Annotated in this window: 19 protein-coding genes and 1 pseudogene; 13 read left to right on the forward strand and 7 right to left on the reverse strand. The window is 64.2% G+C overall.

Annotation, left to right across the window (positions count from 1 at the left end; all coding sequences use genetic code 11):
- Window positions 1-75: 75 nt before the first annotated feature.
- Together polA and IVB07_RS35940 are read left to right on the forward strand one after the other, a co-directional pair.
- Complete coding sequence (polA, locus tag IVB07_RS35935; RefSeq protein ID WP_018460043.1) at window positions 76-3,156, forward strand: DNA polymerase I; 3,081 nt, start codon at window positions 76-78, stop codon at window positions 3,154-3,156.
- A 121-nt stretch (window positions 3,157-3,277) separates the two neighbouring features.
- Window positions 3,278-3,913, forward strand: a complete 636-nt coding sequence (locus tag IVB07_RS35940) for a LysE family translocator (protein WP_247364187.1) — start codon at window positions 3,278-3,280, stop codon at window positions 3,911-3,913.
- A gap of 40 nt (window positions 3,914-3,953) precedes the next feature.
- Here IVB07_RS35940 and IVB07_RS35945 read toward each other — a convergent pair whose 3' ends face one another.
- Window positions 3,954-4,580, reverse strand: a complete 627-nt coding sequence (locus tag IVB07_RS35945; protein WP_018460045.1) for a glutathione S-transferase family protein — start codon at window positions 4,578-4,580, stop codon at window positions 3,954-3,956.
- A 199-nt stretch (window positions 4,581-4,779) separates the two neighbouring features.
- On the opposite strand from IVB07_RS35945, the gene pyrE reads away from it, so the two are divergent.
- Both pyrE and IVB07_RS35955 read left to right on the forward strand, forming a co-directional pair.
- On the forward strand, window positions 4,780-5,343 hold the full coding sequence (gene pyrE, locus IVB07_RS35950; RefSeq protein WP_018460046.1) for an orotate phosphoribosyltransferase: 564 nt from the start codon (window positions 4,780-4,782) through the stop codon (window positions 5,341-5,343).
- 272 nt (window positions 5,344-5,615) lie between these two features.
- Window positions 5,616-6,392 carry a DUF2865 domain-containing protein gene (locus tag IVB07_RS35955; RefSeq protein WP_083926594.1) on the forward strand — a complete coding sequence of 259 codons (777 nt, stop codon included), beginning with the start codon at window positions 5,616-5,618 and terminating at the stop codon, window positions 6,390-6,392.
- 156 nt (window positions 6,393-6,548) lie between these two features.
- Here the strand turns inward: IVB07_RS35955 and IVB07_RS35960 are convergent, their stop codons facing one another.
- On the reverse strand, window positions 6,549-6,980 hold the full coding sequence (locus IVB07_RS35960) for a hypothetical protein (protein WP_018460048.1): 432 nt from the start codon (window positions 6,978-6,980) through the stop codon (window positions 6,549-6,551).
- Between the two features lie 188 nt (window positions 6,981-7,168).
- Here IVB07_RS35960 and IVB07_RS35965 point away from each other — a divergent pair.
- Window positions 7,169-7,458: pseudogene (locus tag IVB07_RS35965) on the forward strand (GIY-YIG nuclease family protein).
- Window positions 7,459-7,521: 63 nt separating this feature from the next.
- Here the strand turns inward: IVB07_RS35965 and IVB07_RS35970 are convergent.
- Entirely contained in the window at window positions 7,522-7,767 is a 246-nt protein-coding gene (locus IVB07_RS35970) for a hypothetical protein (protein WP_240544159.1), read from the reverse strand.
- 218 nt (window positions 7,768-7,985) lie between these two features.
- On the opposite strand from IVB07_RS35970, the gene IVB07_RS35975 reads away from it, so the two are divergent.
- Window positions 7,986-10,502 carry a glycogen/starch/alpha-glucan phosphorylase gene (locus tag IVB07_RS35975; protein WP_085384957.1) on the forward strand — a complete coding sequence of 839 codons (2,517 nt, stop codon included), beginning with the start codon at window positions 7,986-7,988 and terminating at the stop codon, window positions 10,500-10,502.
- A gap of 94 nt (window positions 10,503-10,596) precedes the next feature.
- Window positions 10,597-11,412 carry a thioesterase family protein gene (locus tag IVB07_RS35980; RefSeq protein WP_018460051.1) on the forward strand — a complete coding sequence of 272 codons (816 nt, stop codon included), beginning with the start codon at window positions 10,597-10,599 and terminating at the stop codon, window positions 11,410-11,412.
- A gap of 149 nt (window positions 11,413-11,561) precedes the next feature.
- On the opposite strand, the gene IVB07_RS35985 is transcribed toward IVB07_RS35980, so the two are convergent.
- The 3 genes from IVB07_RS35985 to IVB07_RS35995 form a co-directional block, all read right to left on the reverse strand.
- Window positions 11,562-13,178, reverse strand: a complete 1,617-nt coding sequence (locus IVB07_RS35985) for a phosphoenolpyruvate carboxykinase (protein WP_018460052.1) — start codon at window positions 13,176-13,178, stop codon at window positions 11,562-11,564.
- 299 nt (window positions 13,179-13,477) lie between these two features.
- Window positions 13,478-16,036, reverse strand: coding sequence for a CHAT domain-containing tetratricopeptide repeat protein (locus IVB07_RS35990; RefSeq protein ID WP_247767410.1), 2,559 nt, complete (start codon window positions 16,034-16,036; stop codon window positions 13,478-13,480).
- Window positions 16,037-16,099: 63 nt separating this feature from the next.
- Window positions 16,100-16,849 (reverse strand): DUF2470 domain-containing protein, encoded by a 750-nt coding sequence (locus IVB07_RS35995; RefSeq protein WP_026233934.1) that lies wholly within the window; start codon window positions 16,847-16,849, stop codon window positions 16,100-16,102.
- A 242-nt stretch (window positions 16,850-17,091) separates the two neighbouring features.
- Here IVB07_RS35995 and IVB07_RS36000 point away from each other — a divergent pair, with 242 nt between their 5' ends.
- From IVB07_RS36000 to IVB07_RS36020, 5 genes are all read left to right on the forward strand, one after another.
- Window positions 17,092-17,793, forward strand: coding sequence for a response regulator transcription factor (locus tag IVB07_RS36000; RefSeq protein ID WP_007597749.1), 702 nt, complete (start codon window positions 17,092-17,094; stop codon window positions 17,791-17,793).
- 116 nt (window positions 17,794-17,909) lie between these two features.
- Window positions 17,910-19,715, forward strand: coding sequence for a sensor histidine kinase (locus IVB07_RS36005; protein WP_018460056.1), 1,806 nt, complete (start codon window positions 17,910-17,912; stop codon window positions 19,713-19,715).
- Entirely contained in the window at window positions 19,712-20,236 is a 525-nt protein-coding gene (locus IVB07_RS36010) for an HPr kinase/phosphatase C-terminal domain-containing protein (RefSeq protein WP_018460057.1), read from the forward strand. The genes IVB07_RS36005 and IVB07_RS36010 overlap by 4 nt, the downstream gene beginning before the upstream one ends.
- 133 nt (window positions 20,237-20,369) lie before the next feature.
- Window positions 20,370-20,771: a PTS sugar transporter subunit IIA gene (locus IVB07_RS36015; RefSeq protein ID WP_007597752.1), complete on the forward strand. Its 402-nt coding sequence runs from the start codon at window positions 20,370-20,372 to the stop codon at window positions 20,769-20,771.
- Window positions 20,768-21,085: an HPr family phosphocarrier protein gene (locus tag IVB07_RS36020; RefSeq protein ID WP_018460059.1), complete on the forward strand. Its 318-nt coding sequence runs from the start codon at window positions 20,768-20,770 to the stop codon at window positions 21,083-21,085. The genes IVB07_RS36015 and IVB07_RS36020 overlap by 4 nt, the downstream gene beginning before the upstream one ends.
- A gap of 15 nt (window positions 21,086-21,100) precedes the next feature.
- Here the strand turns inward: IVB07_RS36020 and IVB07_RS36025 are convergent, their stop codons facing one another.
- Entirely contained in the window at window positions 21,101-22,726 is a 1,626-nt protein-coding gene (locus IVB07_RS36025; protein ID WP_026233935.1) for a glycosyltransferase family 39 protein, read from the reverse strand.
- A gap of 126 nt (window positions 22,727-22,852) precedes the next feature.
- Between IVB07_RS36025 and lepA the strand changes: the two genes are divergently transcribed.
- Entirely contained in the window at window positions 22,853-24,664 is a 1,812-nt protein-coding gene (gene lepA, locus IVB07_RS36030) for a translation elongation factor 4 (RefSeq protein WP_018460061.1), read from the forward strand.
- The last annotated feature ends 166 nt before the right edge of the window (window positions 24,665-24,830 follow it).

Raw genomic sequence — 24,830 nt, forward strand, 5'->3', positions numbered from 1 at the left:
GGATAGCGGCATCCGCAAGCCAAAAATCCACCTCCCAAGGCTGTCAAATCCCGCAAAAATTCATACATTGCGGCCATGCCCAAGAGCTCCCCAAAGACCACCGCCCAAGCTGACACCAAGGCTGCCGCGCCCAAGGCCGCCGAAACCAAGCCCGCTGCTGCGACAGCTGCTGCCAAGCCCGTTGCCGCGAAGGCGGCCGGCAAGGGCGATCATGTCTTCCTGGTCGACGGTTCCGGCTACATCTTCCGCGCCTACCATGCGCTGCCGCCGATGAACCGCAAGTCCGACGGCTTGCAGGTCAATGCCGTGCTCGGCTTCTGCAACATGCTGTGGAAGCTGTTGCGCGAGATGCCCGAGGACAACCGGCCGACCCATCTGGCGATCATTTTCGACAAGTCGGAAATCACCTTCCGCAACAAGATCTATCCTGAGTACAAGGCACACCGGCAGCCGGCCCCGGACGATCTGATCCCGCAATTTTCGCTGATCCGCGAGGCGGTGCGCGCCTTCGACCTGCCTTGCCTGGAACAGGTGGGCTTCGAGGCCGACGATTTGATTGCGACCTATGTACGGCAAGCCTGCGAGCGCGGCGCAAGCGCGACAATCGTGTCCTCCGACAAGGACCTGATGCAGCTCGTCACCGACTGCGTCACCATGTACGACACCATGAAGGACCGCCGCATTGGCATCCCCGAGGTGATCGAGAAGTTTGGCGTGCCGCCGGAGAAGGTGGTGGAAGTGCAGGCGCTGGCCGGCGATTCCACCGACAACGTTCCTGGCGTGCCCGGCATCGGCATCAAGACCGCGGCGCAGCTGATCGTCGAATATGGCGATCTCGAGCAATTGCTGTTCCGCGCCACCGAAATCAAGCAGCCGAAGCGGCGCGAGGCGCTGATCGAGAACGCCGAGAAGGCGCGCATCTCGCGGCAGCTCGTATTGCTCGACGACAAGGTCGACCTCGACGTCCCGTTGGACGATCTCGCCGTCCACGAGCCCGATGCGCGCAAGCTGATCGCGTTCCTGAAGGCGATGGAGTTTTCCACGCTGACGCGCCGCGTCGCCGAATTCTCGCAGATTGACCCGGCCAACGTCGATGCAGATCCCGGCTATTCCAGCGGCGCCAGCGTCTTCTCGCCGCTGCCGCCTTCGGACGTCGTGCCGGCCCCGGGACCCGGCGCGCCGGCGCAAGTTCCGGTGGGCCAGCGCAACCCTTCGGCGAGCAAGGAGGACAAGGCCGCGAGTCCGAAGGGCGCGCCGATTTCGCTCGCCGCCGCGCGGGAAGAGGCTTTGCGCAAGCTTCCGGTCGACCGCAGCAAGTACCAGGCCATCAAGACGCTCGCGGAATTGAACGCGTTCATCGCGCGCATTCACGATGCCGGCCATGTCGCGGTCGAGATCCGGGGAAACTCGATCGATCCGATGCAGGCCGACCTCTGCGGTATCGCGCTGGCGCTGGCGCCGAACGAGGCCTGCTACGTGCCGCTGGCGCACAAGCAGTCCGGCGGCGGCGCCGGCCTGTTCGACGCGGGCCTCGCGCCCGACCAGGTCAAGCACACTGATGCGATCGAAGCGTTGCGGCCGGTGCTGGAATCACCAGGCATTCTCAAGATCGGCTTCGAAGTCAAATTCACCGCGGTGATGCTGGCGCAGCACGGCATCACACTGCGCAACACCGATGATGCGCAGCTGATCTCCTACGTGCTCGATGCCGGCCGCGGCTCGCACGCGCTGGAGCAACTGTCCGAGCGCTGGTTCGGTCACGCGATGCTCAAAGACAACGAGCTGCTCGGCAGCGGCAAGGGCAAGATCACGTTCGACCAGGTGCCGATCGACAAGGCCGCGTCGCTGTCGGCGGAAGGCGCCGACGTGACCTTGCGCGTCTGGCGCGTGCTGAAGCCGCGCCTCATCGCCGAGCACATGACCACGGTCTACGAGACGCTGGAACGCCCGCTGGTCGCGGTGCTCGCACGCATGGAGCGGCGCGGCATCTCGATCGATCGTCAGGTGCTGTCGCGTCTCTCCGGCGACTTCGCCCAGACTGCGGCCCGTGTCGAAGCCGAGATCCAGCAGATCGCGGGCGAGCCGGTCAATGTCGGCAGCCCGAAGCAGATCGGCGACATCCTGTTCGGCAAGATGGGACTGTCGGGCGGCACCAAGACCAAGACCGGCGCGTGGTCGACCACCGCTCAGGTGCTCGACGAACTCGCCGAGCAGGGCCACGAGCTCCCGCGGAAGATCCTGGAGTGGCGCCAGGTCTCTAAGCTGAAATCGACCTACACCGACGCGCTGCCGACCTACGTCAATCCCCAGACCCACCGCGTCCACACGACCTACGCGCTGGCCGCGACCACGACGGGCCGACTGTCGTCGAACGAGCCGAATTTGCAGAACATTCCGGTGCGCACTGAGGACGGGCGCAAGATCCGGCGCGCCTTCATCGCAACGCCAGGGCACAAGCTGGTCTCCGCCGACTATTCACAGATCGAGCTGCGGCTGCTCGCCGAGATCGCCGACATTCCCGTGCTGCAGCAGGCGTTTCGCGACGGTCTGGACATTCACGCCATGACGGCATCGGAAATGTTCGGCGTGCCGATCAAGGGCATGCCGAGCGAAATCCGGCGCCGGGCCAAGGCGATCAATTTCGGCATCATCTACGGCATTTCGGCATTCGGCCTTGCCAACCAGCTCGGCATCGCGCGCGAAGAGGCCTCCGCCTACATCAAGAAATACTTCGAACGCTTCCCCGGCATCCGCGCCTACATGGACGAGACGCGCGACTTCTGCCGGAACCACGGCTACGTCACCACGCTGTTCGGACGGAAGATGTACTATCCCGACATCAAGGCTTCGAACGCCTCGGTGCGCGCCTTCAACGAGCGCGCCGCGATCAACGCCCGGCTCCAGGGCACCGCCGCCGACATCATCCGCCGCGCCATGACGCGGATGGAGGATGCCCTGGTCCTGAAGAAACTGTCTGCGCAGATGCTGCTGCAGGTGCATGACGAATTGATCTTCGAGGTACCGGACGCGGAGGTCGAGGCGACGCTCCCCGTCGTGCAGCACGTGATGCAGGACGCGCCGTTCCCGGCCGTGCTGCTCTCGGTGCCGCTGCATGTCGATGCACGCGCAGCGAACAATTGGGACGAGGCGCATTGATCGGACGGTACCGCCCCGGCGAAGGCACACGCACAAGCTGAATTGTCCTCCGAGCAATTGCGCGATGGCCCCACTGCGCCACGCATATTAGAACCGTGCCGTCTCCCGCACCGGTTCAGCCATGCCCCACGCCTCCGCCCTGCTCGGCTTCGCTCTCGTCTGCCTCGGCCTCGTGCTCACGCCCGGGCCGAACATGATCTACCTGATCTCGCGTTCGATCACGCAAGGGCCTGCGGCGGGCATCGTCTCGCCCGGCGGCGTGGCGCTCGGCTTCTTGTTCTACATGCTGTGCGCGGCATTCGGCATCACGGCGCTGCTGCTCGCCGTTCCCTTCGCCTATGACGCGCTGCGCTTTGCCGGCGCGGGTTATCTGTTGTGGCTGGCCTGGCAGGCAGTGAAGCCGGGCGGGCGCTCGCCGTTCCAGGTGAAGCAGCTTGCGATCGACAGCCCGCGCAAATTGTTCGCGATGGGGTTCGTCACCAATCTGCTCAACCCGAAGATCGCGATGCTTTACCTCGCGCTGCTGCCGCAGTTCATCGATCCCACCGCCGGCAGCGTGCTGGCGCAGTCAGTGGTGCTCGGCGCGATCCAGATCGCGATCAGTGTCAGCGTGAATGCGATGATCGCGCTCGCGGCCGGGTCGATCGCGCTGTTTCTCGCAAGCCGGCCAAGCTGGATGCTGGTCCAGCGTTGGCTGATGGGCACGGTGCTGGCCGGGCTTGCGGTGCGGATGGCGGTGGAAGCGCGGAAGGTGTGATTTTCCCCTCTCCCCGCTTGCGGGGAGAGGGAGAGAAAGATCAATCTAGCTTCGCCTCCATGCCCCGCTTCACCGCCGGGCGGGCCATCAGGGCCTCGTACCAGCGCTTGACGTTGGGAAAGTCGGCCAGGTCAACCTTGTGGCGAGGGTGACGCCAGGCCCAGCCCAGGATGGCAAAATCGGCGATCGAGAGCTCGCCGGCGACGAAATCGCTGGACTCCAGCCGGCGGTCGAGGACGCCGTAGAGCCGTCGCGTCTCGGCCATGTAGCGCTTGAGGCCGTAGGCGCGGTCCTGCTCGTTCTCGAGCGCGATGAAATGGTGCACCTGGCCCGGCATCGGCCCGAAACCGCCCATCTGCCACATCAACCATTCATAAACGGGAATGCGGCCCGAAAGCGATTTCGGCAGAAATTTGCCGGTCTTTTCGCCGAGATACAGCAGGATCGCACCCGACTCGAAGATGCTGACGGGCTTGCCGTCCGGGCCATCAGGATCGACGATCGCGGGGATCTTGTTGTTGGGTGAGAGCTTCAGGAACTCCGGCGCCATCTGTTCGCCCTTGCTGATATTCACCGGGATCCCCTTGTAGGGCAGCCCCATCTCCTCCAGCGCGACCGAGATCTTGCGGCCGTTCGGCGTGTTCCAGGTGTGCAGCTCGATGGTCATTTGTCGCGTGTCCTTGCCCAGCCTTCTTGCAGGTTTTCTTGCCCGAGATATCCGGCATCCACCTACCCCAGAACGTTGCACCCCCACAACCGGCCGCCCGGGATGGCCGATCCCTGTTGACGGGGGAAGCCCCCTCTGGAATGTCGAGGCCGTCGCGGATAAATTCCGCCACCTCCAAAAATGCTCCCGAGGGCCCGCCGTGTCTAAATCAGCCTCCCGCGCCCGCCTGTTCGAGATCATCCGCCGGCGCTCCTTCGGCCGCGGCGAGGTGACGCTCGCGTCGGGCCGCAAGAGCGACTTCTACTTCAACCTCAAGCCGACCATGCTCGACCCGGAGGGTGCGACCCTGCTCGCCGAGTTGACCTATGAGGCGCTGAAGGATGACCAGCTCGATTTCATCGGCGGGCTTGAGATGGGCGCGGTGCCGCTGGCCGGCGCGCTGGCGCAGATCTCCTGGATCAAGGGCCATCCCATCGCGGCCTTCTTCGTGCGCAAGAAGCCGAAGGAGCATGGCGCGAAGCTTGCGATCGAGGGGCTGCCCAGGGGCGAGACGCTGGAGGGCAAGCGCGTCGTGATCGTCGAGGATGTCACCACCACCGGCGGCTCGGCGATGAAGGCCGTGGAAGCGGTGCGCGAGACCGGCGCGGAAGTGGTGCTGGTGCTGACCATGGTCGACCGCGAGGAAGGCGCCGACGACACCTTTGGCGCGGCCGGGCTGCCGTTCCGCTCGCTGTACAAGGCGTCGGAGTTCTTGAAGGCTTGAGCGGCTAGACTTTTTCCGCCGTCGTGCCCGGGCTTGACCGGGCATCCACGTCTTTGCCGCACCAGAGATCCTGGATGGCCGGGACAAGCCCGGCCATGGACGAGGTCCACCCGTCCGGCGACACCGCTCCTCCCCCCTCAACCGCTCATTTACCATCCCGCCTTATGGTGAATCATGTGCTGAGACCTGATGGTCCCGGCCGGTTGGGTAGCGCCGGGTGGAGTAAGCGTTTGCGTACAGTCATGTCCCATGCGCGCCGGTGGCGTCGCGCGATGCTCGTAGCCGCCACATTGGCAGCACCGCTGGTTGCGGCTCCGGCCCCGGTTTCGGCCGAAGGCCTGTTCGACTTCTTCTTCGGCGGAATGCAGCAGCAGCAGCGGCCGCAGCGTGAGGTGCCGCAGCAGCCGAGCTCCTACGCCGATCCATTCACCGGCCAGCAGAACGGCGCAAGTCCGCCATACGTGCCGCCGACACGTTCGGCTGCGGCCGGCGGCTCGGGACCGGCGTTCTGCGTGCGCAGCTGCGACGGCAAATATTTTCCGCTGATGCGCGGTCTCACCTCGCCCGCGCAGATGTGTCAGGCGTTCTGTCCTGCAAGCGCCACCAAGATCTATTTCGGCTCCTCGATCGACGGCGCGGCGTCGCAGACCGGCGAGCGCTATGCCGATAGCGAGAACGCGTTCGCCTATCGCAAGGCGCTGCGCGCCGACTGCACCTGCAACGGCCGCGAGCCGGTCGGCCTTGCTCCGGTCGATCTGGCGCTGGACTCGTCGCTAAAGCCCGGCGACGTGATCGCCACCAGCGACGGTCTCGTCGCCTATACCGGCATCCGCGTCGGCAACGACCAGGCCGCGGACTTCACCCCGGTCGCCTCCTATCCCGGTCTCACCGCGCAGGTCCGCGCACGGCTCGGCGAGATGAAGGTGGCGCCGGTGCGCGCCGACACGGTGGCGGCGGATGCCCCTGCCGCGGAGATCGTGCGCGAGACGCTCCCCGACGTGACGGTGCCGAAAACGCAAAAGCCGGCGAAGCGGGCTGGGCTGGACTAGCTCAGGCTCGTCTGTAGCCAAGCCGTCATTGCGAGCGACTTGTCCGCCGAAGCTCGAAGAGCGAAGGCGGAAGCGAAGCAATCCAGTCTGGCTCCGTGGAGGCACTCTGGATTGCTTCGTCGCAAGAGGCTCCTCGCAATGACGGAGGATGGTGGGTCACCGTCCGATGATCACGCCGATCACGTTCGGCGCCGCCAGATATTTCTCCTCGATCGCCGCGCGCGCGGCGGCGCGGTTGTCTGCCGTGAGCAGGCCGCGCTTCTCGGCTAAAATCATCCAGCAAAAACCCCACCAGTCGGTGAGCATGCCTTGGTCGTCGACGAGATCATAACCCTGCTCGGCGGCGAAGATGCGCGCATGCGCTTCGTCAAGCGTGTCGAGGAACAGATGGTCCTGCGCCGAAAACAGATCGTCGCTGACGTCGTCGATGGTGTAGCCCCAGATCGACTGGCACACCGCGTTGAACTCGCGGTCGAACTGGTCGTCGTCGACCGCGTGGCGCCGCGCCGCCTGATGCAGCCGCGACAGCGAGCGCGCGAAATCGGCGATCCTGGTGAGGGCAAATTGATCGAAGGCAATGGTGGACATGTAGTCCTCGCGAAGTCTGGCAGACGCTAGATATGGTGTCGGCAACACGCCGAATCACAATGATATATCAAAGACTTGCTAAAGCGTTCTTAATTTGTTCTGATGTTAGGCGCGATTGTTGGAGAGCGTCGTCCTGGCGAAAGCCAGGACCCATTACCCCGGTCAGTGTTGCTTTTGCGGGTTGGGCCATGAGCACGAGCAGCTACTTCGTCTACATTCTCGCAAGCCGCCATCACGACACGATCTATATCGGAATCACCAACGACGTCCGCGCGCGGCTTGAGCTACATCGTTCGGGTCGCGGCTCGAAGTTCGTGCACAAGTATAAAATCTTCCGCCTCGTTCATGTCGAAGCCTACGCAACACTGCAGGAGGCGATCGCGCGCGAGAAGCAGCTCAAGTTCTGGAAGCGGGACTGGAAGATCAAGCTGATCGAGGAAGAAATCCCGATTGGAATGATCGGTCAGGCCTCATCTGACAGGCGGGTAATGGGTCCTGGCTTCCGCCAGGACGACACCTTCTTCGTTGCACCAGCCCCTGCTCAATTCGCCGCTGACATCAACTTATCCCCGCACGCGCTTGCGTAAAATTTGCCGCCGCATTGGCGCTTGATGGCGGCGCAGCGGGCGGCGGAGGATGCGTTTTGCGGAAGCGTGACGGCGCAGCTCAGGCCGTCGGCGCTGCGGCCGATCTTGCCGGCGGCGAAGGCGGCGCTGGACGCGGTGATGCAGACGACGAGGAAGGTGGCGGCGGCGATTTCGATCAGCCGTCGCGTCACAGGTCTCATCAGAGAGTTCATCGGGCGCCTCCTCCACACTGATGGCTGAATTGGCCGCCATTCTAGCACCAAATCCACGTTTCCCCGTATGCGTCCGGGTTCCCAAATCGGCCCGTTCCTTGCATAATTTTACGCCAAACGCAGTGCACGGTCGCACCAGCAATGGTTCCGTACAGAGGCAAGATGCGTAGGGTCAGTAGTGTTCTCGCGACCAGGAAGTGACGACTTTGCAAGATTCATCGTTCCAGCCCAATTTCTCCGCCCCCAACCAGCCCATCGACGAACTCGCTCTGGCTGAGATCAAGGGCGCGATCCTGGCGAAGCTGCGCCTTGCCATCGGCAAGGATGCGGGCATGGCCACCAAGCACGACTGGTACCAGGCCGCGGCGCTGGCGCTGCGCGATCGCATCGTGCATCGCTGGCTCACGGCCGAGAAGCACAGCTACGATGCGGGGCGCAAGCGGGTCTATTATCTCTCGCTCGAATTCCTGATCGGCCGCCTCTTCAGCGACGCGCTGAACAATATGGGGCTATTGAAGATCTTCGAGGTCGCGCTCGGCGATCTCGGCGTTTCCTTGCCTGAGCTGCGCAAATGCGAGCCGGACGCGGCGCTCGGCAATGGCGGCCTGGGCCGTCTCGCCGCCTGCTTCATGGAAAGCATGGCGACGCTGTCGATCCCTGCGATCGGCTACGGCATCCGTTATGATTACGGCCTGTTCCGTCAGATCATCAATCAGGGCTGGCAGCAGGAATATCCGGACGAATGGCTCGGCTTCGGCAACCCTTGGGAATTGCAGCGGCCCGAAGTGATCTATGACATTCGCTTCGGCGGCGGTGTCGAGCATGTCGAAGACAAGGGCCGCGATCGCGCGATCTGGCATCCGTCCGAGACCGTGCAGGCGATGGCCTATGACACGCCGATCGTCGGCTGGCGCGGCCAGCACGTCAACGCGCTGCGGCTGTGGTCGGCACGCTCGCCCGATCCGTTGAAGCTCGATGCCTTCAACACCGGCGACTATGTCAGCGCCAGCGCCGAGCAGTCGCGCGCGGAAGCGATCTGTAAATTCCTCTACCCGAACGACGAGAGCCCGGCGGGCCGCGAGCTGCGCCTGCGCCAGGAATATTTCTTCGTCTCGGCTTCGCTGCAGGACCTGATCAAGCGGCACCTTGCGTCGGACGGCCAGCTTCGCAGCCTGTCGAGCAAGGTCGCGGTGCAGCTCAACGACACCCATCCGAGCCTGGCCGTCACCGAGCTGATGCGGATCCTGATCGACGACCACAATTTCCGCTGGGACGAGGCCTGGAAGATCACGGTCGCCACGCTGTCCTACACCAACCACACGCTGCTGCCTGAGGCGCTGGAGACCTGGCCGGTCGAGCTGTTCGAACGGCTGTTGCCGCGGCATCTCGAGATCATCTACCGCATCAACGTGCAGCATCTCGCGCTCGCAGAGGCGCGCGCCCCCGGCGACATCGACTTCCGCGCCTCGGTGTCGCTGATCGACGAGCGGAGCGGCCGGCGCGTGCGCATGGGCCAGCTCGCCTTCGTCGGCTCCCACCGCATCAACGGCGTCTCGGCGATGCATTCGGACCTGATGCGGGAGACCGTGTTCCACGACCTCAACCATCTCTACCCCGGCCGCATCACCAACAAGACCAACGGCATCACCTTCCGCCGCTGGCTGATGCTGGCGAACCCGAAACTGACCGATCTGTTGCGCGAGACCTGTGGCGACGCCGTGCTCGATGATCCGACGCAGCTCAGCCTGATCGAGGCCCGCGCCAGCGACGTCGAATTCCAGAAGAGGTTCCGCGCAGTCAAGCTTCACAACAAGACGGCGCTGGCGCGCCTGATCGGCGAGCGCCTCGGCATCAAGGTCGACCCGAACGCGCTGTTCGACGTGCAGATCAAGCGCATCCACGAATACAAGCGCCAGCTTCTCAATGTCATCGAGACGGTCGCGCTGTACCAGGCGATCAAGGACGACCCCAACGGCAACTGGGTGCCGCGGGTGAAGATCTTTGCGGGCAAGGCGGCGGCGAGCTACCGCTACGCCAAGCTGATCATCAAGCTGATCAACGACGTTGCGGAAGTCGTCAACAACGACCCCGCGATCGGCGGCAAGCTCAAGGTCGTCTTCCTGCCCGACTACAATGTCAGCCTCGCCGAGGTGATCATTCCCGCGGCCGACCTCTCCGAGCAGATCTCGACGGCCGGCATGGAAGCCTCCGGCACCGGCAACATGAAGCTGTCGCTCAATGGCGCCCTCACGATCGGCACGCTCGACGGCGCCAACATCGAGATCCGCGACCATGTCGGCGCGGAGAACATCGCGATCTTCGGCATGGAAGCCGGCGATGTCATGATCCGGCGCAAGCAGGGGCTGGACGCCTCCGACGTGATCCGCAATTCGCCGAAGCTCCAGCGCGCCATCAATGCGATCGGCGCCGGCGAATTCTCGCCCGGCGATCCCGGCCGCTTCGAATCGATCGCGCATGCGCTGCGCTATCTCGACCATTACATGGTCAGCGCCGACTTCGATTCTTATTACGAGGCGCAGCGCAGCGTCGATGCGCGCTGGCAGGTGGCGCCGGCCTGGACCCGCGCCTCGATCCTCAACGTCGCGCGCATGGCGTGGTTCTCCTCCGACCGCACCATTCGCGAATACGCCGAGGAGATCTGGAACGTGCCGGTCAACCCCACCACGCCGCTGCTGCCGACCTTGCGCGACGTCGCGGGCTGAATTTCCGCGACGTGAAATCGGTTACTCACGAGGTAATTGCACAAGCCGGCGGCGGACGTGATATGACGTCCGTCATTGAACGCCGGATCGAATAATGCACGCCAAGCTCCCGCACCCTTTCGACGACGCCACCCGCGTCACCGCCGGTGACTCCAGCTGGCAGGGACACACCAGCGACGATTACTGGGCCTTTGTCGGCCCGTTCGGCGGCGCCACCGCCGCGACTATCCTGCGTGCGCTGATCGAGCATCCGGAACGTGCCGGCGACCCGCTGGCGCTCACCGTGAATTACTGCGCGCCGATCGCGAAGGGGCCGTTCGATCTGGACGTGCGGCTGGTGAAGGCTAATCGCTCCAGCCAGCACTGGAGCGTCGAACTGTCGCAAGGCGGCGGCGAGGTCGCAACGCTCGCCACCGCCGTGTTCGCCGAACGCCGGCCGTCCTGGGAGCACAGGGTGGCGCAATATCCCGATGCAAAGCCGTTCGAAGAGACGATGCCGTTCCCGAAGATCGCGGCGTCCTGGGCCAACCAGTACGAATTCCGCTTCGTCGAGGGCGAGATGCGGATCGGCCCGCTCAAGCCCGAGCTCGCCAGCACTTACTCAAAGCTCTGGATCAGTGATCGCGAACCGCGCAAGCTCGACATGCCGTCGCTGATGTCGATGTCGGACGCCTTCTTCGGCCGCATCTTCCACGCGCGACGCGAGCTGGTTCCGTTCGGCACGGTGTCGCTGACGACGTATTTCCACACTGACAGCGAAGAGCTCGCCGCCGAGGACATCACGCGCGTGCTGGCGACGGCCGATTCAAAGATCATGCACAAGAGCTACGCCGACCAGAACGCCGAGCTGTGGTCGCCGAACGGAAGACTGCTCGCGACCACGACGCAGATCGCCTATTTCAAGGCGTAGCTGCTTCCGCGAGTTCGCCATCAATCCAGACTGTTTCCGCGGAGGGATTCTGGATTGCTTCGCTGCGCTCGCAATGACGGTGGAGAGACATCTTGAAAAGCAAAAGGGCGGCCTCGCGGCCGCCCTTTCGAATTTCAAACGACGCAAGCTTACTCCGCCGCGAGCTTCACGTCCGGTGCAGCGGCGCGGACCTCGGCGTCGACCTGGGCTTCGAACTTGGCAAAGTTCTTCTGGAACATGCCGACCAGCGCGCGGGCGGTCTTGTCGAACTCGTCCTTGTCCTTCCAGGTGTTGACCGGGTTGAGGATCTCGCTCGGCACGCCCGGCAGCGCGGTCGGGACCGCGAAGCCGAAATATTTATCGGTGCGGAATTCGACGTTGCGAAGCGAGCCGTCGAGGGCCGCGGTCAGCAGCGCGCGCGTCACCTTGATCGGCATGCGCGAGCCGGTACCGTACTTGCCGCCGGTCCATCCCGTGTTGACCAGCCAGCAGTCGACATTGTGCTGGGCGATCAGGTCGCGCAGCATGTTGCCGTAGACGGAGGGGTCGAGCGGCAGGAAGGGCGAGCCGAAGCAGGTCGAGAATTCCGGCTGCGGCTCATTGCCGAGACCGCGCTCGGTGCCAGCGACCTTGGCGGTGTAGCCCGACAGGAAGTGATACATCGCCTGCGCCGGCGAGAGCTTGGCGATCGGCGGCAGCACGCCGAAGGCGTCGGCGGCGAGCATCACCACGTTCTTCGGCTGCGGTGCGCGGCCGGTGCGCGAGGCGTTCGGGATGAACTCGAGCGGATAGGCCGAGCGCGTATTCTCGGTCTTGGAGCCGTCGTCGAAATCGACCACGCGGGTGTCTTCGTCCAACACGCAGTTCTCGAGCACCGCGCCGAAGCGGGTCGAGGCGGCATAGATCTCGGGCTCGGCTTCCTGCGACAGCTTGATGCACTTGGCGTAGCAGCCGCCTTCGAAGTTGAAGACGCCGTTCGGGCCCCAGCCGTGCTCGTCATCGCCGATCAGCGTGCGGTTCGGATCGGCTGACAGCGTGGTCTTGCCGGTGCCGGACAGGCCGAAGAAGATCGCCGCATCGCCCTTGGCGCCGACATTGGCCGAGCAATGCATCGGCATCACGCCGCGCTCGGGCAGATAGTAGTTCAGCGTGGTGAAGACCGACTTCTTCATCTCGCCGGCATAGTAAGACCCGCCGATCAGCACGATCTTGCGGGCGAAATCGATCGCGACGACATTCTCCGACTTGCAGCCATGGCGCTTCGGATCGGCGCGGAAGCTCGGCATGTCGATGATGGTGAGCTCGGGCACGAACGCCGAGAGCTCGATCGCCTCGGGACGGATCAGCAGCGTGCGGATGAACAGCGAGTGCCAGGCGAGCTCGGTGAAGACGCGGGTCTTGATGCGATAAGCCGGATCGGCGCCGCCATAGAGGTCCTGTGCGAACAGCGACTTGCCTTCGGCGTGCTTGAGGAAGTCCTGGTAGAGCGTCTCGAACTGCTCTGCGGTGATCGACTGGTTGCCGGCCCACCACATCTTCTTGTCGGTGGTGGCGTCACGCACCGTGAATTTGTCCTTGGGGCTGCGGCCGGTGAACTCGCCGGTGTCGGCGCAGAGCGCGCCATCGGCCGACAGCACCGCCTCGCCCGCGGAGAGCGCGTATTGATAGAGTTGCGGCGCACCGAGGTTCCAGTGAACCTGCTTGAGATTCTTTAAGCCGAATTTGTCGGCGCCGAAGGCACCGTTGCGCACGCCCGTCTCTTGCACGAAAAATCCTCCTAGAACCCACTCAGCGCGATCATGCTTGGCGCCGCCGCGGTCACCGTGATTACAGGCCGTTCGGCCTCGGTTGGAACGACCTAATACTGATGAACGCTGGCGTTGCCAAGCTGATCCCTTAGGATTTGGTTTATTCAAGGACCGCGCCAAACGTCGCGCATGTCAGCTCTGAGCAGGCGCATCAAAAAATCGACAATGATCGCGCAACCAAATGTGCGTTTCGGCGTTTCCTGAGGTTATTGCAACGCACAATGTCCAAGACAGCTGAAGGACAATCGCAGCCCGCCCTATCGTACCGCGCCTTCGCCGATGAGCGCGAAGGGCCCCCACATCGCTGGATAGGCGTTGCGCGGAGACGAGGTGTCGTCAACGTAGGTTAACATCGCGCGGCGCAAGGCTTCGGCACGCCCGATTTGTGGTTCGTCTTTGAGCAGCTCGAAAGTCATCGTGGTCAGGCGGGTGGCAGCTTCCGAATCCACGGCCCAATGCGACCGCGCCAGTCCCGACAGGGCCTCGGCGCCGGGCTTGTCGCCCGCGATGGTGTTGCAGGCCGACAGTACAACCCAATCCGCATTGAGCTTGAGCTGAGCGACTTCACTCGCGGTGAGTAGACCGTCGTCGAGTTCAGTGGGCTGATCGGGAATGGAGAGCGCGAGCGAGGGCTCACCCAGTCCCTTGATGTCGCCGGCAACGAGGCCGTGGGTGGCAAAGTAGATGATGCCGTATTGAGCAAGCGCTGCACGCTTGAGCGTCGTCTCGCTGGCGTCGCGGCCGAGATGAATGTCGGCCTCGGAAGCCCCGACATCCCTGGCCACCGCGTTCAACTCATCGGCGGTGTCGGGCAGTTGCGGCAGCGCCTGCGCAAGCCGCGCGCGATCGACGCCGGCACCGCGCCAGAAATCACTATAGGCGATGGTCGCGATGCTGCGCGCGGCGACCTTGCCGTTCGCGGCGCGCCGCTCGGCGGGCCCTTCCAGTGCAGGATTGAACACGGGATCGCCGAAGCCGGTCATCGGCTTCACGCTTTGATCCCGACGCGCGAAGGCCCGCAGCGATTTCAGACTGCCCACCGACGGCAGCACCGAGACGGCCTGGCGCCGCAGCAGCCAGGCGGCGCCGCGATAGCCTTCGAGCGTGTCCGGGATCGCAGCCTGCGGCTTCTCCGTGACGAGCAGATGAAACGGCAATGCGGTCAGCGCAGCCGACGGCACCACCAGCAGGCTGTGCTTGTGCTTTGTCAACGCCTCGACCGGACCGAGCAGCGCGACATGGAGCTCGTTGGCGAGCGCCAGATCGAACAATCCGGATTTGCCGGAGGCGTCGCGCGCTTTGCCGACGTCGAGTCCCTTGCGGAATGCCGTCACCTTCTGCGTCAGCGCATCCGCGCCGAGTGGGATGGCCTTCCAGTCGACGCCCTCGCGCGTGATCGCGATGACACAGCTCTGCTTGTCGACGACGGAATAGAGCACCATCGCCTCGTCGGCCGACAGCAGCAGCCGGATGTCCTTTGCCGTCAACGGCAGCGGATTGGAGAGTGACGCGTAGTCGGGAAACTCGACCGCGAGCGTCTTCTGCAAGCCCGCACGCTCGTTGGCAATCATTGCAATCCGCGCGCGGCTGCGCTGTTCGGTTGCGAGATCGCGCTGCGCGGATTGCTTCGACACTGCGGCAACGATCGCCTTGTCGAGTGCCTCTGACTCAGCCGCGAGATCCTGATCCCGGCGCACCAGCTCGGCGAGCCGGTCGCTGCCGGCGGCAAGCCGAACCGCGAGCTTGTTCACGGCGGATGCGGCGGAGGATTGCGTGCCGCGCTGGATCGCGGCGAGGGCCTCGTCGAGCGCCTTGTCGCCGGACAGCAGATCTTGTTGGCGCGCGGCGAACAGGACCGGCAAGACGATGCGCAACTGGGCGCGATCGCCCCGAAGAGTCCTTTCCGCGAACGGCAATGCGTCCGCGGCGCGCCCGGCCACGTAGAGGAAATAAGCCAGATTGCCGGTCGAGGTCATGACCTCGGGATGATCGGGCCCGAGTGCATTTTCGCGGATGACCAGCGCGCGACGATAGAGCGGCTCGGCGTCACCGTAGCGCTGCTGGTGCTCGTAGAGGCCGGCGAGATTGTTCAGCGAGCGGGCGACGTCGGGATGATCCGGTCCCAGCACCTTATCCCGGATCGCGAGCGAGCGCTTGATCGGCGCTTCCGCGTCCGCATCGCGATTGAGATCGCGATAGACCTGGCCGAGATTGTTCAGGACGGTGGCCACCGCCGGATGCTCGGAGCCGCCAGCCTTCTGGTAGATCGCGAGCGCCCGCTGAAACAGCGGCTCGGCTTCGGCATAGTGCTGCTGCTTCACATAGAGCGTGGCGAGATTATTGAGTGACTGGCCGACATCGGGATGCTCGCGCGACAATCCCTTCTCGCGAACGGCGAGCGCGCGCTTGAACAGCGGCTCAGCCTCGGCGTAGCGGCTCTGCCGCTGGTAGAGCGCGGCGAGGTTGCTCAGTTCGGCTCCGATCAACGGGGTTTCGAGACCGAGCGACTTTTCCATCAGCATGATGGCGCGCTTGTAGAGCGGCTCCGCCAGATCGTCGTGGCCCTGACCGGCATGAACCTGGCCGAGGTTGTTCAGCGCGGCGGCGAGTTCGCGACCTGTGTCGCTCTTCTCCAGGTTCGCGACCATACCTTGCGCCAAAGGCAGTGCTTCCGAATATCTGCCGGCGCTCATGAGGGTGTTGATCCGCGCGCTCTCCGCGGCGAGACCTTTCTGGGCGACGCTAGGCGTGACAAGCGATGCGGTGATCGCGAGCGTCAAACCCGCAACCAGCGTCCGTCTATTCCATTCTGTCATGACGCTCTCGCCGCCGCCTTCTGACCGGTAACGAACTTGGGTCGCGGCGATGGGCAGCAGCGTTCAATGTGTTGCGCTCTGGTTCATCCTGGTGCGCGCTTCGCCGGCGAGGCGAACCAGCATCTTGCGCAGCGCCGTGCCATCAGCCACCCGCTCCGGAAAATCCAGCCGCAAGACGGTCTGGCCGTCCTGCATGTCGAGGCCCTCCGGGTCGCAGCCGGTGCAGCGCCAGTCGCCCGCGGCAGCACCGAGCAGTTTTGTTGCATAGAGGCCCATGGCCTCGCGGTGGTCGGCATTCATGTGCTCCACCGCGCCCTCCTCCGCCGTCAGCAAGTCCTCGGCCCCCGTGAGGTCGGTCAGGAATTGCTCCGGCTTGAGGTCGACGATCCGGCCGAAGCCGGCGACCAGATGGGTTCCCGTAGGCCGGATCCGAAAGAAAGAGAAATCTTTAAAGGAAACAAAGGCTCCCGCTGAGGGATGAGCATTGAGATACCGTCGCCGGAGCAGATCCTTGTCGGCATCGGCCGGCTCGGCATGGCCGGACAGCATGATCCGGGCACCTTCCAGCGGATCGCCCGCCGCCCGCTCGTCCAGCATCAAGGACACCCGGCTGTCGGCCAGGATGTTCCTGGTGTGCACGGCCAATCCTGAGATCAGCAGGATCGGAGAGCCATCCGGATGGCTCGCCAGATTGACCAGGGAACAATAAGGATCGCCGCTGCCGGCCATCAATGTCGCCAAGGCCCCCTGCCGTGACCGCCGCAGCAGCGATTTGGCGAGCTTTCCGGGGTCGAAGTCGGGGGTCGGTTGCATCGGCTTTCTCGGGTCAGGTGGTTGCATGGAGGGCCTTTTTTCGGGTAAACCGGGGCCCGGTTATGGGTCGAGATGCGGCGAATCTGCCGTGTTTCGTGGAACTTGGTCACACTTCAGCCTAGCTTGCATTGCTCGGTGACAAGGTTCGAATGCCAACATCGGCACCCATGTATGCGGCGCATCAGTGGATTGCTCGCCGTTTTCAAGCCACGACCCAAACGGAAAGCAGAAAGCAGAGGCTCATGCCCACAATCGCTTTGGTCGACGACGACCGCAACATTCTCACATCCGTCTCGATCGCGCTGGAGGCCGAAGGCTATCGCATCATGACCTATACCGACGGCGCCTCAGCGCTCGACGGTTTCCGCACCACCCAGCCCGATCTTGCCATCCTCGACATCAAGATGCCGCGCATGGACGGCATGGAGACGTTGCGCCGGCTGCGGCAGAAATCCGACCTGCCGGTGATCTTCCTGACCTCGAAGGACGAAGAGATCGACGAGCTGTTCGGCCTCAAGATGGGCGCCGACGACTTCATCCGCAAACCGTTCTCGCAGCGCCTGCTGGTCGAGCGCGTCAAGGCGGTGCTGCGCCGTTCGGCGCCGAAGGACCCGACCGTCACGCCGAAGGAGAACGACGCCAAGGCGCTCGACCGCGGCCTGCTGCGCATGGATCCTGAACGGCACACCTGCACCTGGAAAAACGAGCCGGTGACGCTGACCGTCACCGAATTCCTGATCCTGCAGGCGCTCGCGACCCGGCCCGGCGTGGTGAAGAGCCGCAACGCGCTGATGGACGCCGCCTATGACGACCAGGTCTATGTCGACGACCGCACCATCGACAGCCACATCAAGCGGCTGCGCAAGAAGTTCAAGGTGGTCGACAACGAGTTCGAGATGATCGAGACGCTCTACGGCGTCGGCTACCGCTTCAAGGAAGCCTGAGGCGCACGCGCCTCCACGAAAGACCGAGAGCATCGCCGGTTCTGATTCCATCGGGACCGGGATGGCTCTAGGATGCGGGGACCTTCGCACGAGCTGTCCTAACGCGGGCGTGAGCATTGCTTGACCGAACGCAGCCTGACGAGAACCAGAACGCCGAGGACGTCACCGCCCACGGCGCTCCGGATCAATTGGCTGAGGACAAGCTGGCCGTGCGGGGCTGGCGTCCACTGAACTGGTTGAAGCGCGCCGGGCAGTTCTTCTTCGCGCTGTCCTTCTCGAGCCTGACCCGCCGCATCGTCTCGCTCAACCTCGCCGGCCTGGTCGCGCTGGTGGCGAGCATCCTCTATCTGTCGCAATTCCGCGCCGGCCTGATCGACGCGCGCGCGCAGAGCCTGCTGGTGCAGGCGGAGATCATCGCCGGCGCGATCGCGGCGTCCGCGACGGTGCAGACCAACGCCATCACCATCGACCCCGACCGGTTGCTCGACCTCAAGCCGGGCGAGACCTATGGCGGCTCGGACGAGTATTCCCCGCTGGATTTTCCGATCAATCCGGAGCGCGTGGCACCGGTGCTGCGCACGCTGATCTCGCCGACCAAGACGCGCGCCCGCATCTACGACCCGAACGGCAGCCTGCTGGTCGATAGCCGCAGCCTCGATACCGTGGTGCGCTTCCCCCTGCCGTCAGTGTCCGCCGAGAAGCCTGGCATGGTCGAACGCGGCATGGTCGCGGTCCGTACTTGGCTCAATCGCGGCGACCTGCCGCTCTATCGCGAGCTCGGCCCCGAGAACGGCAATGGCTATGCGGAGGTCGGCGACGCGCTCCAGGGCCAGAAGCGCTCGATGGTGCGGGTCAATGCGCGCGGCGAGGTGATCGTCTCTGTCGCGGTCCCCGTGCTGCGCTCGCGCGCCATCCATGGCGCGCTGATGCTGTCGACGCAGGGCGACGACATCGACCAGATGGTCACCGCCGAGCGCCTCGCCATCCTCAAAGTGGGCGGCGTCGCCGCCGCGGTCATGATCATGCTGTCGCTGCTGCTCGCCAGCACGATCGCAGGTCCGGTCCGCCGGCTCGCCGATAGCGCCGAGCTGATCCGCCGCCGGATCAGGACCCGCGTCGAAATTCCCGACTTCACCCGTCGTCGCGACGAGATCGGCCATCTCTCCGGTGCGCTGCGCGACATGACCAGTGCACTCTACAGCCGCATCGAAGCGATCGAGATGTTCGCCGCCGACGTCGCGCACGAATTGAAGAACCCGTTGACCTCGTTGCGCTCCGCGGTCGAGACGTTGCCGCTGGCGCGCAACGAGAACAGCCGCGCGCGCCTGCTCGAGGTGATCGAGCATGACGTCAAGCGGCTCGACCGGCTGATCTCGGACATCTCCGACGCCAGCCGTCTCGATGCAGAACTGCAGCGCCAGGATGCGATTCCGGTCGACCTGCGCCGCCTGCTGACGACGCTCGTCTCCGTCGCCAATGAAACCAAGCTCGGCCATGACGTCGCGGTCGAAATGCGTTTCGAGGGCCGCAGCCCGACCGACAATTTCGCCGTGACCGGCCACGATTCGCGACTCGGACAAGTGGTCTCCAACCTGCTCTCGAACGCACAGTCCTTCTCCGAGCCCGGCAACAAGGTGCGCCTCACCTGCCGCCGCGTACGCGGAGAGATCGAGATCGTGGTCGACGACGACGGCCCCGGAATCCGCGACGACGCGCTGGAGCGCATCTTCGAGCGCTTCTACACCGACCGCCCTCATCAGGGCTTTGGCCAGAACTCCGGCCTTGGCCTGTCGATCTCCAAGCAGATCGTCGACGCACATGGCGGACGCATCTGGGCGGAGAACCGCCTCGGCCCGGCGGACGAGGACGGCGCGCCCAGTGTTGTCGGCGCGCGTTTCGTGGTGAGGCTGCCGGCGCTATGAGCGACGGTGGCCCCAGCGTTCACGCCTCGGCGGTCAAGGTTGGAGATCTGGCGGTGCTGATCCGCGGGCCCTCGGGCTCCGGCAAGTCGCGCCTTGCCTTCGATTTGATCATGGCAGGACGCAGCGGCGTGCTCGAAACGGCCGTTCTGGTCGGTGATGACCGTGTCCATCTGGCGACAGTCGGCCGCGAAATTGAGGTCCGCCCCGCCCCGGTTCTGGCCGGCCTGATCGAGATCCGGGGGCTGGGAATCCGCCGCTGCGACTTTGTGGAGCATGCGACCGTCGGCCTCGTGGTCGATCTGGACGCCGCGGATGCGGAGCGGCTGCCGCCGGCCCAATCCCTGAAAACAGCCATTTTAGGTGTCGAAATACCACGAATCCCAGTCGGCCGCGACTATTTGCCCCTTCCTCTGGTTGTCGCGGCCTTGACCACTACCAAGAGTTCATCTCCCGTTAACCCTTCAGGCGATTGTTTGAAGGGAAATGGTAACCATATGAACCCCACACTCGCGACCGAATAGACCGGCGCAGCTCCCCTTATCCATCCGTCTAGATTCAGGGAGATACGCAACATCCCCTCTTGCGCGGGGGCTCTGGATGGTCAAAGTGGCGCGTTCGTGCGGTGCACCAAAAGCGCCCGCGAGGAGTTTTCCGATGATTGGTCTAGTACTTGTGACCCACGGGCGCCTTGCCGACGAATTCAAGGCAGCGCTTGAACATGTCATGGGCCCACAAAAGCAAATCGAAGCGATCACGATCGGCGCCGAAGATGATTCCGATCTCTGTCGAAGCGACATTATCGAGGCGGTTAACCGCGTCGATTCCGGCGACGGCGTCGCGATCCTCACCGACATGTTCGGCGGCACGCCGTCCAATTTGGCAATATCCTGCATGAGCCGGCCGAAGGTCGAAGTGCTCGCGGGCATCAACCTTCCCATGCTGGTGAAGCTCGCCAAGGTGCGCGAGGAGCGTCCGCTCCCCGACGCGATCGCGATGGCCCAGGAAGCCGGCCGCAAATACGTCACCATCGCCAGCCGCGTCCTCGCCGGCAAATGAGCGACGAGGCGCCGCAAGCCGGGACGGGCGTGCCCGCGGGCGCGATCTCCAAGGACCTCCTGATCATCAACAAGCGCGGCCTGCACGCGCGGGCCTCCGCCAAGTTCGTTCAGGCCGTCGAGCGTTTCAGCGCGCAGGTCTGGGTGACGCGCGGCGGCGAAACCGTCGGCGGCACCTCGATCATGGGCCTGATGATGCTCGCCGCCGGTCCCGGCACCACCATCACGGTCGCCGCGTCCGGCGATGATGCCGAGGCCGCGCTCGCGGCGATCACCGAACTCGTTGAAAGCAAATTCAACGAGGAAGGGATTTAGGCGGATTCGCTTCGATCAATTCCCCGGCGGCGCGATGTAGATGTTCCAGCTCATCGACGGACCGGCTTTGCCGTGAGTGAAACGGCGCGTCGTCATTACGATGCGCTCGGCCTTCGGCGCAACTTCGGACACCCATTTTTCGAACGCCGGCAGGCGACCATCGGCCGGGTCGAACACGCCGATGAAGCCGTATCGCTTGACGTCATCGGGCGAAATCAATCCGGACCCCCAGGCCTCGAGCGGCGTGAACGCGGCCGGATGATCCGGGCTGTAGAACACCATCGGCTGGATCGATTCCATGGTGCCGGCGACGACCGCCCAGTGCGAGGCGAAGCGCGCGTGCCAGGCCTGCGTCAGCTCGCGCGCGAGATCCGAGCGCGCGCCGTAAGTCGCCGTATTGCCGGCATTGGCCGCCATCTCGCGGGCGGCGATCCAGGGCGAGGCAATGAGCGTGGCAACGCTGAGCACGAGCCAGATCGCGACAATGTTGAACAGCGCAGCGCTCTGCACCCGCAACGCCGGGATCGCGACCAGCGCCAAGGGCACCAGGAAGAACAGCGAGATGCCCCAATCGGTCTTCATGTAGATGCTGAAGGCCAGCGCGCCGAGCGCGGGGCCGACCGCGACGATGATCTGGATGAGCCAGACGTTGCGCGCCTGCGAAAGGTTCACGCTGGAATTCGCGCCGCGCGCCCAGTCCCGCGTGACGATGCGCAAGGGCGCACGCAGGAGCAGCCTGAACCAAGGTGGCACCAGCGCCATCGCCAGCGCGGCCAGCGCCACCGGCAATGCCAGCAGCGCGACATTATGCAGGGCATAGCCGGTCACGAGCTGATGCACCTGGCCGCTGTCCTCGAGGCTGTAGGTATCGCCGGCATAGGTCAGCGGCACGAAATGCGCGTCCGCCAGCCACACGATGTGCGGGATCATCGCCACCACCATCGTCGCGATCGCAACCCACGGTGCCGGCGACGACAGGAATCTCATTCGCTCCGGATGGATCAGCGCGGCAAGCCCGATGGCGCCGATCATGGTCAGCACCCAGTATTTGGTCATCAGCGCCAGCGCGCCGGCAAGGCCGAGCAACACTCCGGACTGCCAGCTCCGCTTCTCGAACGCATTGAGATAAGCGAGCACGAGGAGCGGCAAGGTGACGAGCTGGAGCAGGTCGGGATTGTACTTGAAACCCTTGAAATTGAAGATCGGGTAGAGCGCGACCATCACCACGACCAGGAACGCGCGCCGCGCATCCACGACGCGCAGCGCGATGAGCCAGCAGATCACCATACCGGTGCCGACGGTCGCCATCGCCAGCGCATAGGTCGCCCAGTCCGTCGGCGGGAACACTGTGAACCAGAGGCCGGCGACCCAGCCCGACAGCGGCGGGTGCTTGCCATAGCCCCAGAGGAATTTCTGCCCCCAGCCCCAGGCTTCCGCGACGTCCATGTGAACGTCCTGCGCTGCCTTGAGATTGATCAGGATGAAGGTCCAGAGCACCGCATGCAGGATGGCGAGCTGGATCACCAGCCAGAGGCGCGCCTCGGGGCGGGTCGCGCTGGCAACCAGCCAGGCGCGAAAGCGGGCATAGCTCACCCGGGTCTTCGCGCGCGCTCGGGCAGACGGGATCGAGGTCGTCGTCATGGGCCTGGACATCAGGCGTTGCGTAGCGCGTTTCGGGCCTTCGTGGAATCAGCTTGGCGTGAACAAAGGCCCTGAAATTACAGCAATATGGTTGCCGCACGGGGGTGTGAGTGGTATCCCGCGCCCATGACGACCGTCCCCATTTCCAACATCCGCAATTTCTCCATCGTCGCCCATATCGACCATGGCAAATCGACGCTGGCCGACCGCCTGATCCAGATGACCGGCGGCCTCACCGACCGGGAAATGGCGGGCAAGGAGCAGGTGCTCGATTCCATGGATATCGAGCGCGAGCGCGGCATCACCATCAAGGCGCAGACAGTGCGCCTCGCCTACCGCGCCAAGGACGGCAAGGATTACATCTTCAACCTGATGGACACGCCCGGCCATGTCGACTTCGCCTACGAAGTGTCGCGGTCGCTGGCGGCCTGCGAGGGTTCCCTGCTGGTGGTCGACGCCAGCCAGGGCGTGGAGGCACAGACGCTCGCCAACGTCTACCACGCGCTCGATGCGGGGCATGAGATCGTTCCGGTCCTGAACAAGGTCGACCTTCCCGCCGCAGAGCCGGAGAAGGTCAAGCAGCAGATCGAGGACGTCATCGGCATCGACGCCTCCGAGTCCGTGATGATCTCGGCCAAGACCGGCCTCGGCGTGCCCGATGTGCTGGAAGCGATCGTCACCCGCCTGCCGCCGCCGAAGGGTGATCGCGAAGCGACGCTGAAGGCGTTGCTCGTCGACAGCTGGTACGACGTCTATCTCGGCGTGGTGGTGCTGATCCGCGTCGTCGACGGCGTCATGAAGAAGGGCAGCCGGGTCCGTATGATGGGCACGGGCGCGGCCTATGACATCGAGCGCGTCGGCTTCTTTACCCCGAAGATGACGCAGGTCGACGAGCTCGGCCCCGGCGAGATCGGCTTCATCACCGCCGCGATCAAGGAAGTGGCCGACACCCGTGTCGGCGATACCATCACCGACGACAAGAAGCCGGTCACCGAGATGCTGGCGGGCTTCAAGCCGGCCATTCCCGTGGTGTTCTGCGGCCTGTTCCCCGCCGACGCCGACGACTTCGAGACCTTGCGCGCGGCGATGGGCAAGCTGCGCCTCAACGATGCCAGCTTCTCCTACGAGATGGAGACCTCGGCCGCACTCGGCTTCGGCTTCCGCTGCGGCTTCCTCGGGCTGTTGCACCTGGAGATCATCCAGGAGCGTCTGTCGCGCGAATTCGATCTCAACCTGATCGCGACCGCGCCGAGCGTGATCTACAAGATGAGCCTGACCGACGGACAGGAAATCTCGATTCACAATCCCGTCGACATGCCTGATGTGGTCAAGATCGCGGAGATCCAGGAGCCCTGGATCGAGGCCACGATCCTCACCCCCGACGAATATCTCGGCAGCGTGCTGAAGCTGTGCCAGGACCGCCGCGGCTCGCAGAAGGAGCTGACCTATGTCGGCTCCCGCGCCATGGTGAAATACGATCTGCCGCTCAACGAGGTCGTGTTCGACTTCTACGACCGCCTGAAGTCGGTCTCCAAGGGCTACGCCTCGTTCGACTATCATCTCACCGACTACAAGCCGGCCGATCTGGTCAAGATGCAGATCCTGGTCAACAACGAGCCGGTCGACGCACTCTCGATGCTGGTGCATCGCACCCGCGCCGAGGGGCGCGGCCGCGCCATGGTTGAGAAGATGAAGGATTTGATCCCGCCGCACATGTTCCAGATCCCGATCCAGGCGGCGATCGGCGGCAAGGTGATCGCGCGAGAGACGGTGCGCGCGCTGCGCAAGGACGTCACCGCAAAGTGCTACGGCGGCGACATCACGCGTAAGCGCAAACTTCTGGAGAAGCAGAAGGAAGGCAAGAAGAAGATGCGGCAGTTCGGCAAGGTCGACATCCCGCAGGAAGCCTTCATCGCCGCGTTGAAGGTGGACAGCTGAGGCGACGGCTTTAGGCCGCCGCGAGCGCGGCGAGACAGGTCCGGTCCGCGCTTTTCGGGACCGAAAACAAAAAAACGCGAAAACAACCCCATGCACAGTAGCGACGGGCTTGTTCGGATTGAACTTTTGATTTTCAGAATTTCGTTTGACTCGTCGGGCAAAACAG

Origin of the sequence: Bradyrhizobium sp. 172 (genome assembly GCF_023101065.1) — a bacterium.
GTDB lineage: Bacteria > Pseudomonadota > Alphaproteobacteria > Rhizobiales > Xanthobacteraceae > Bradyrhizobium > Bradyrhizobium canariense_D.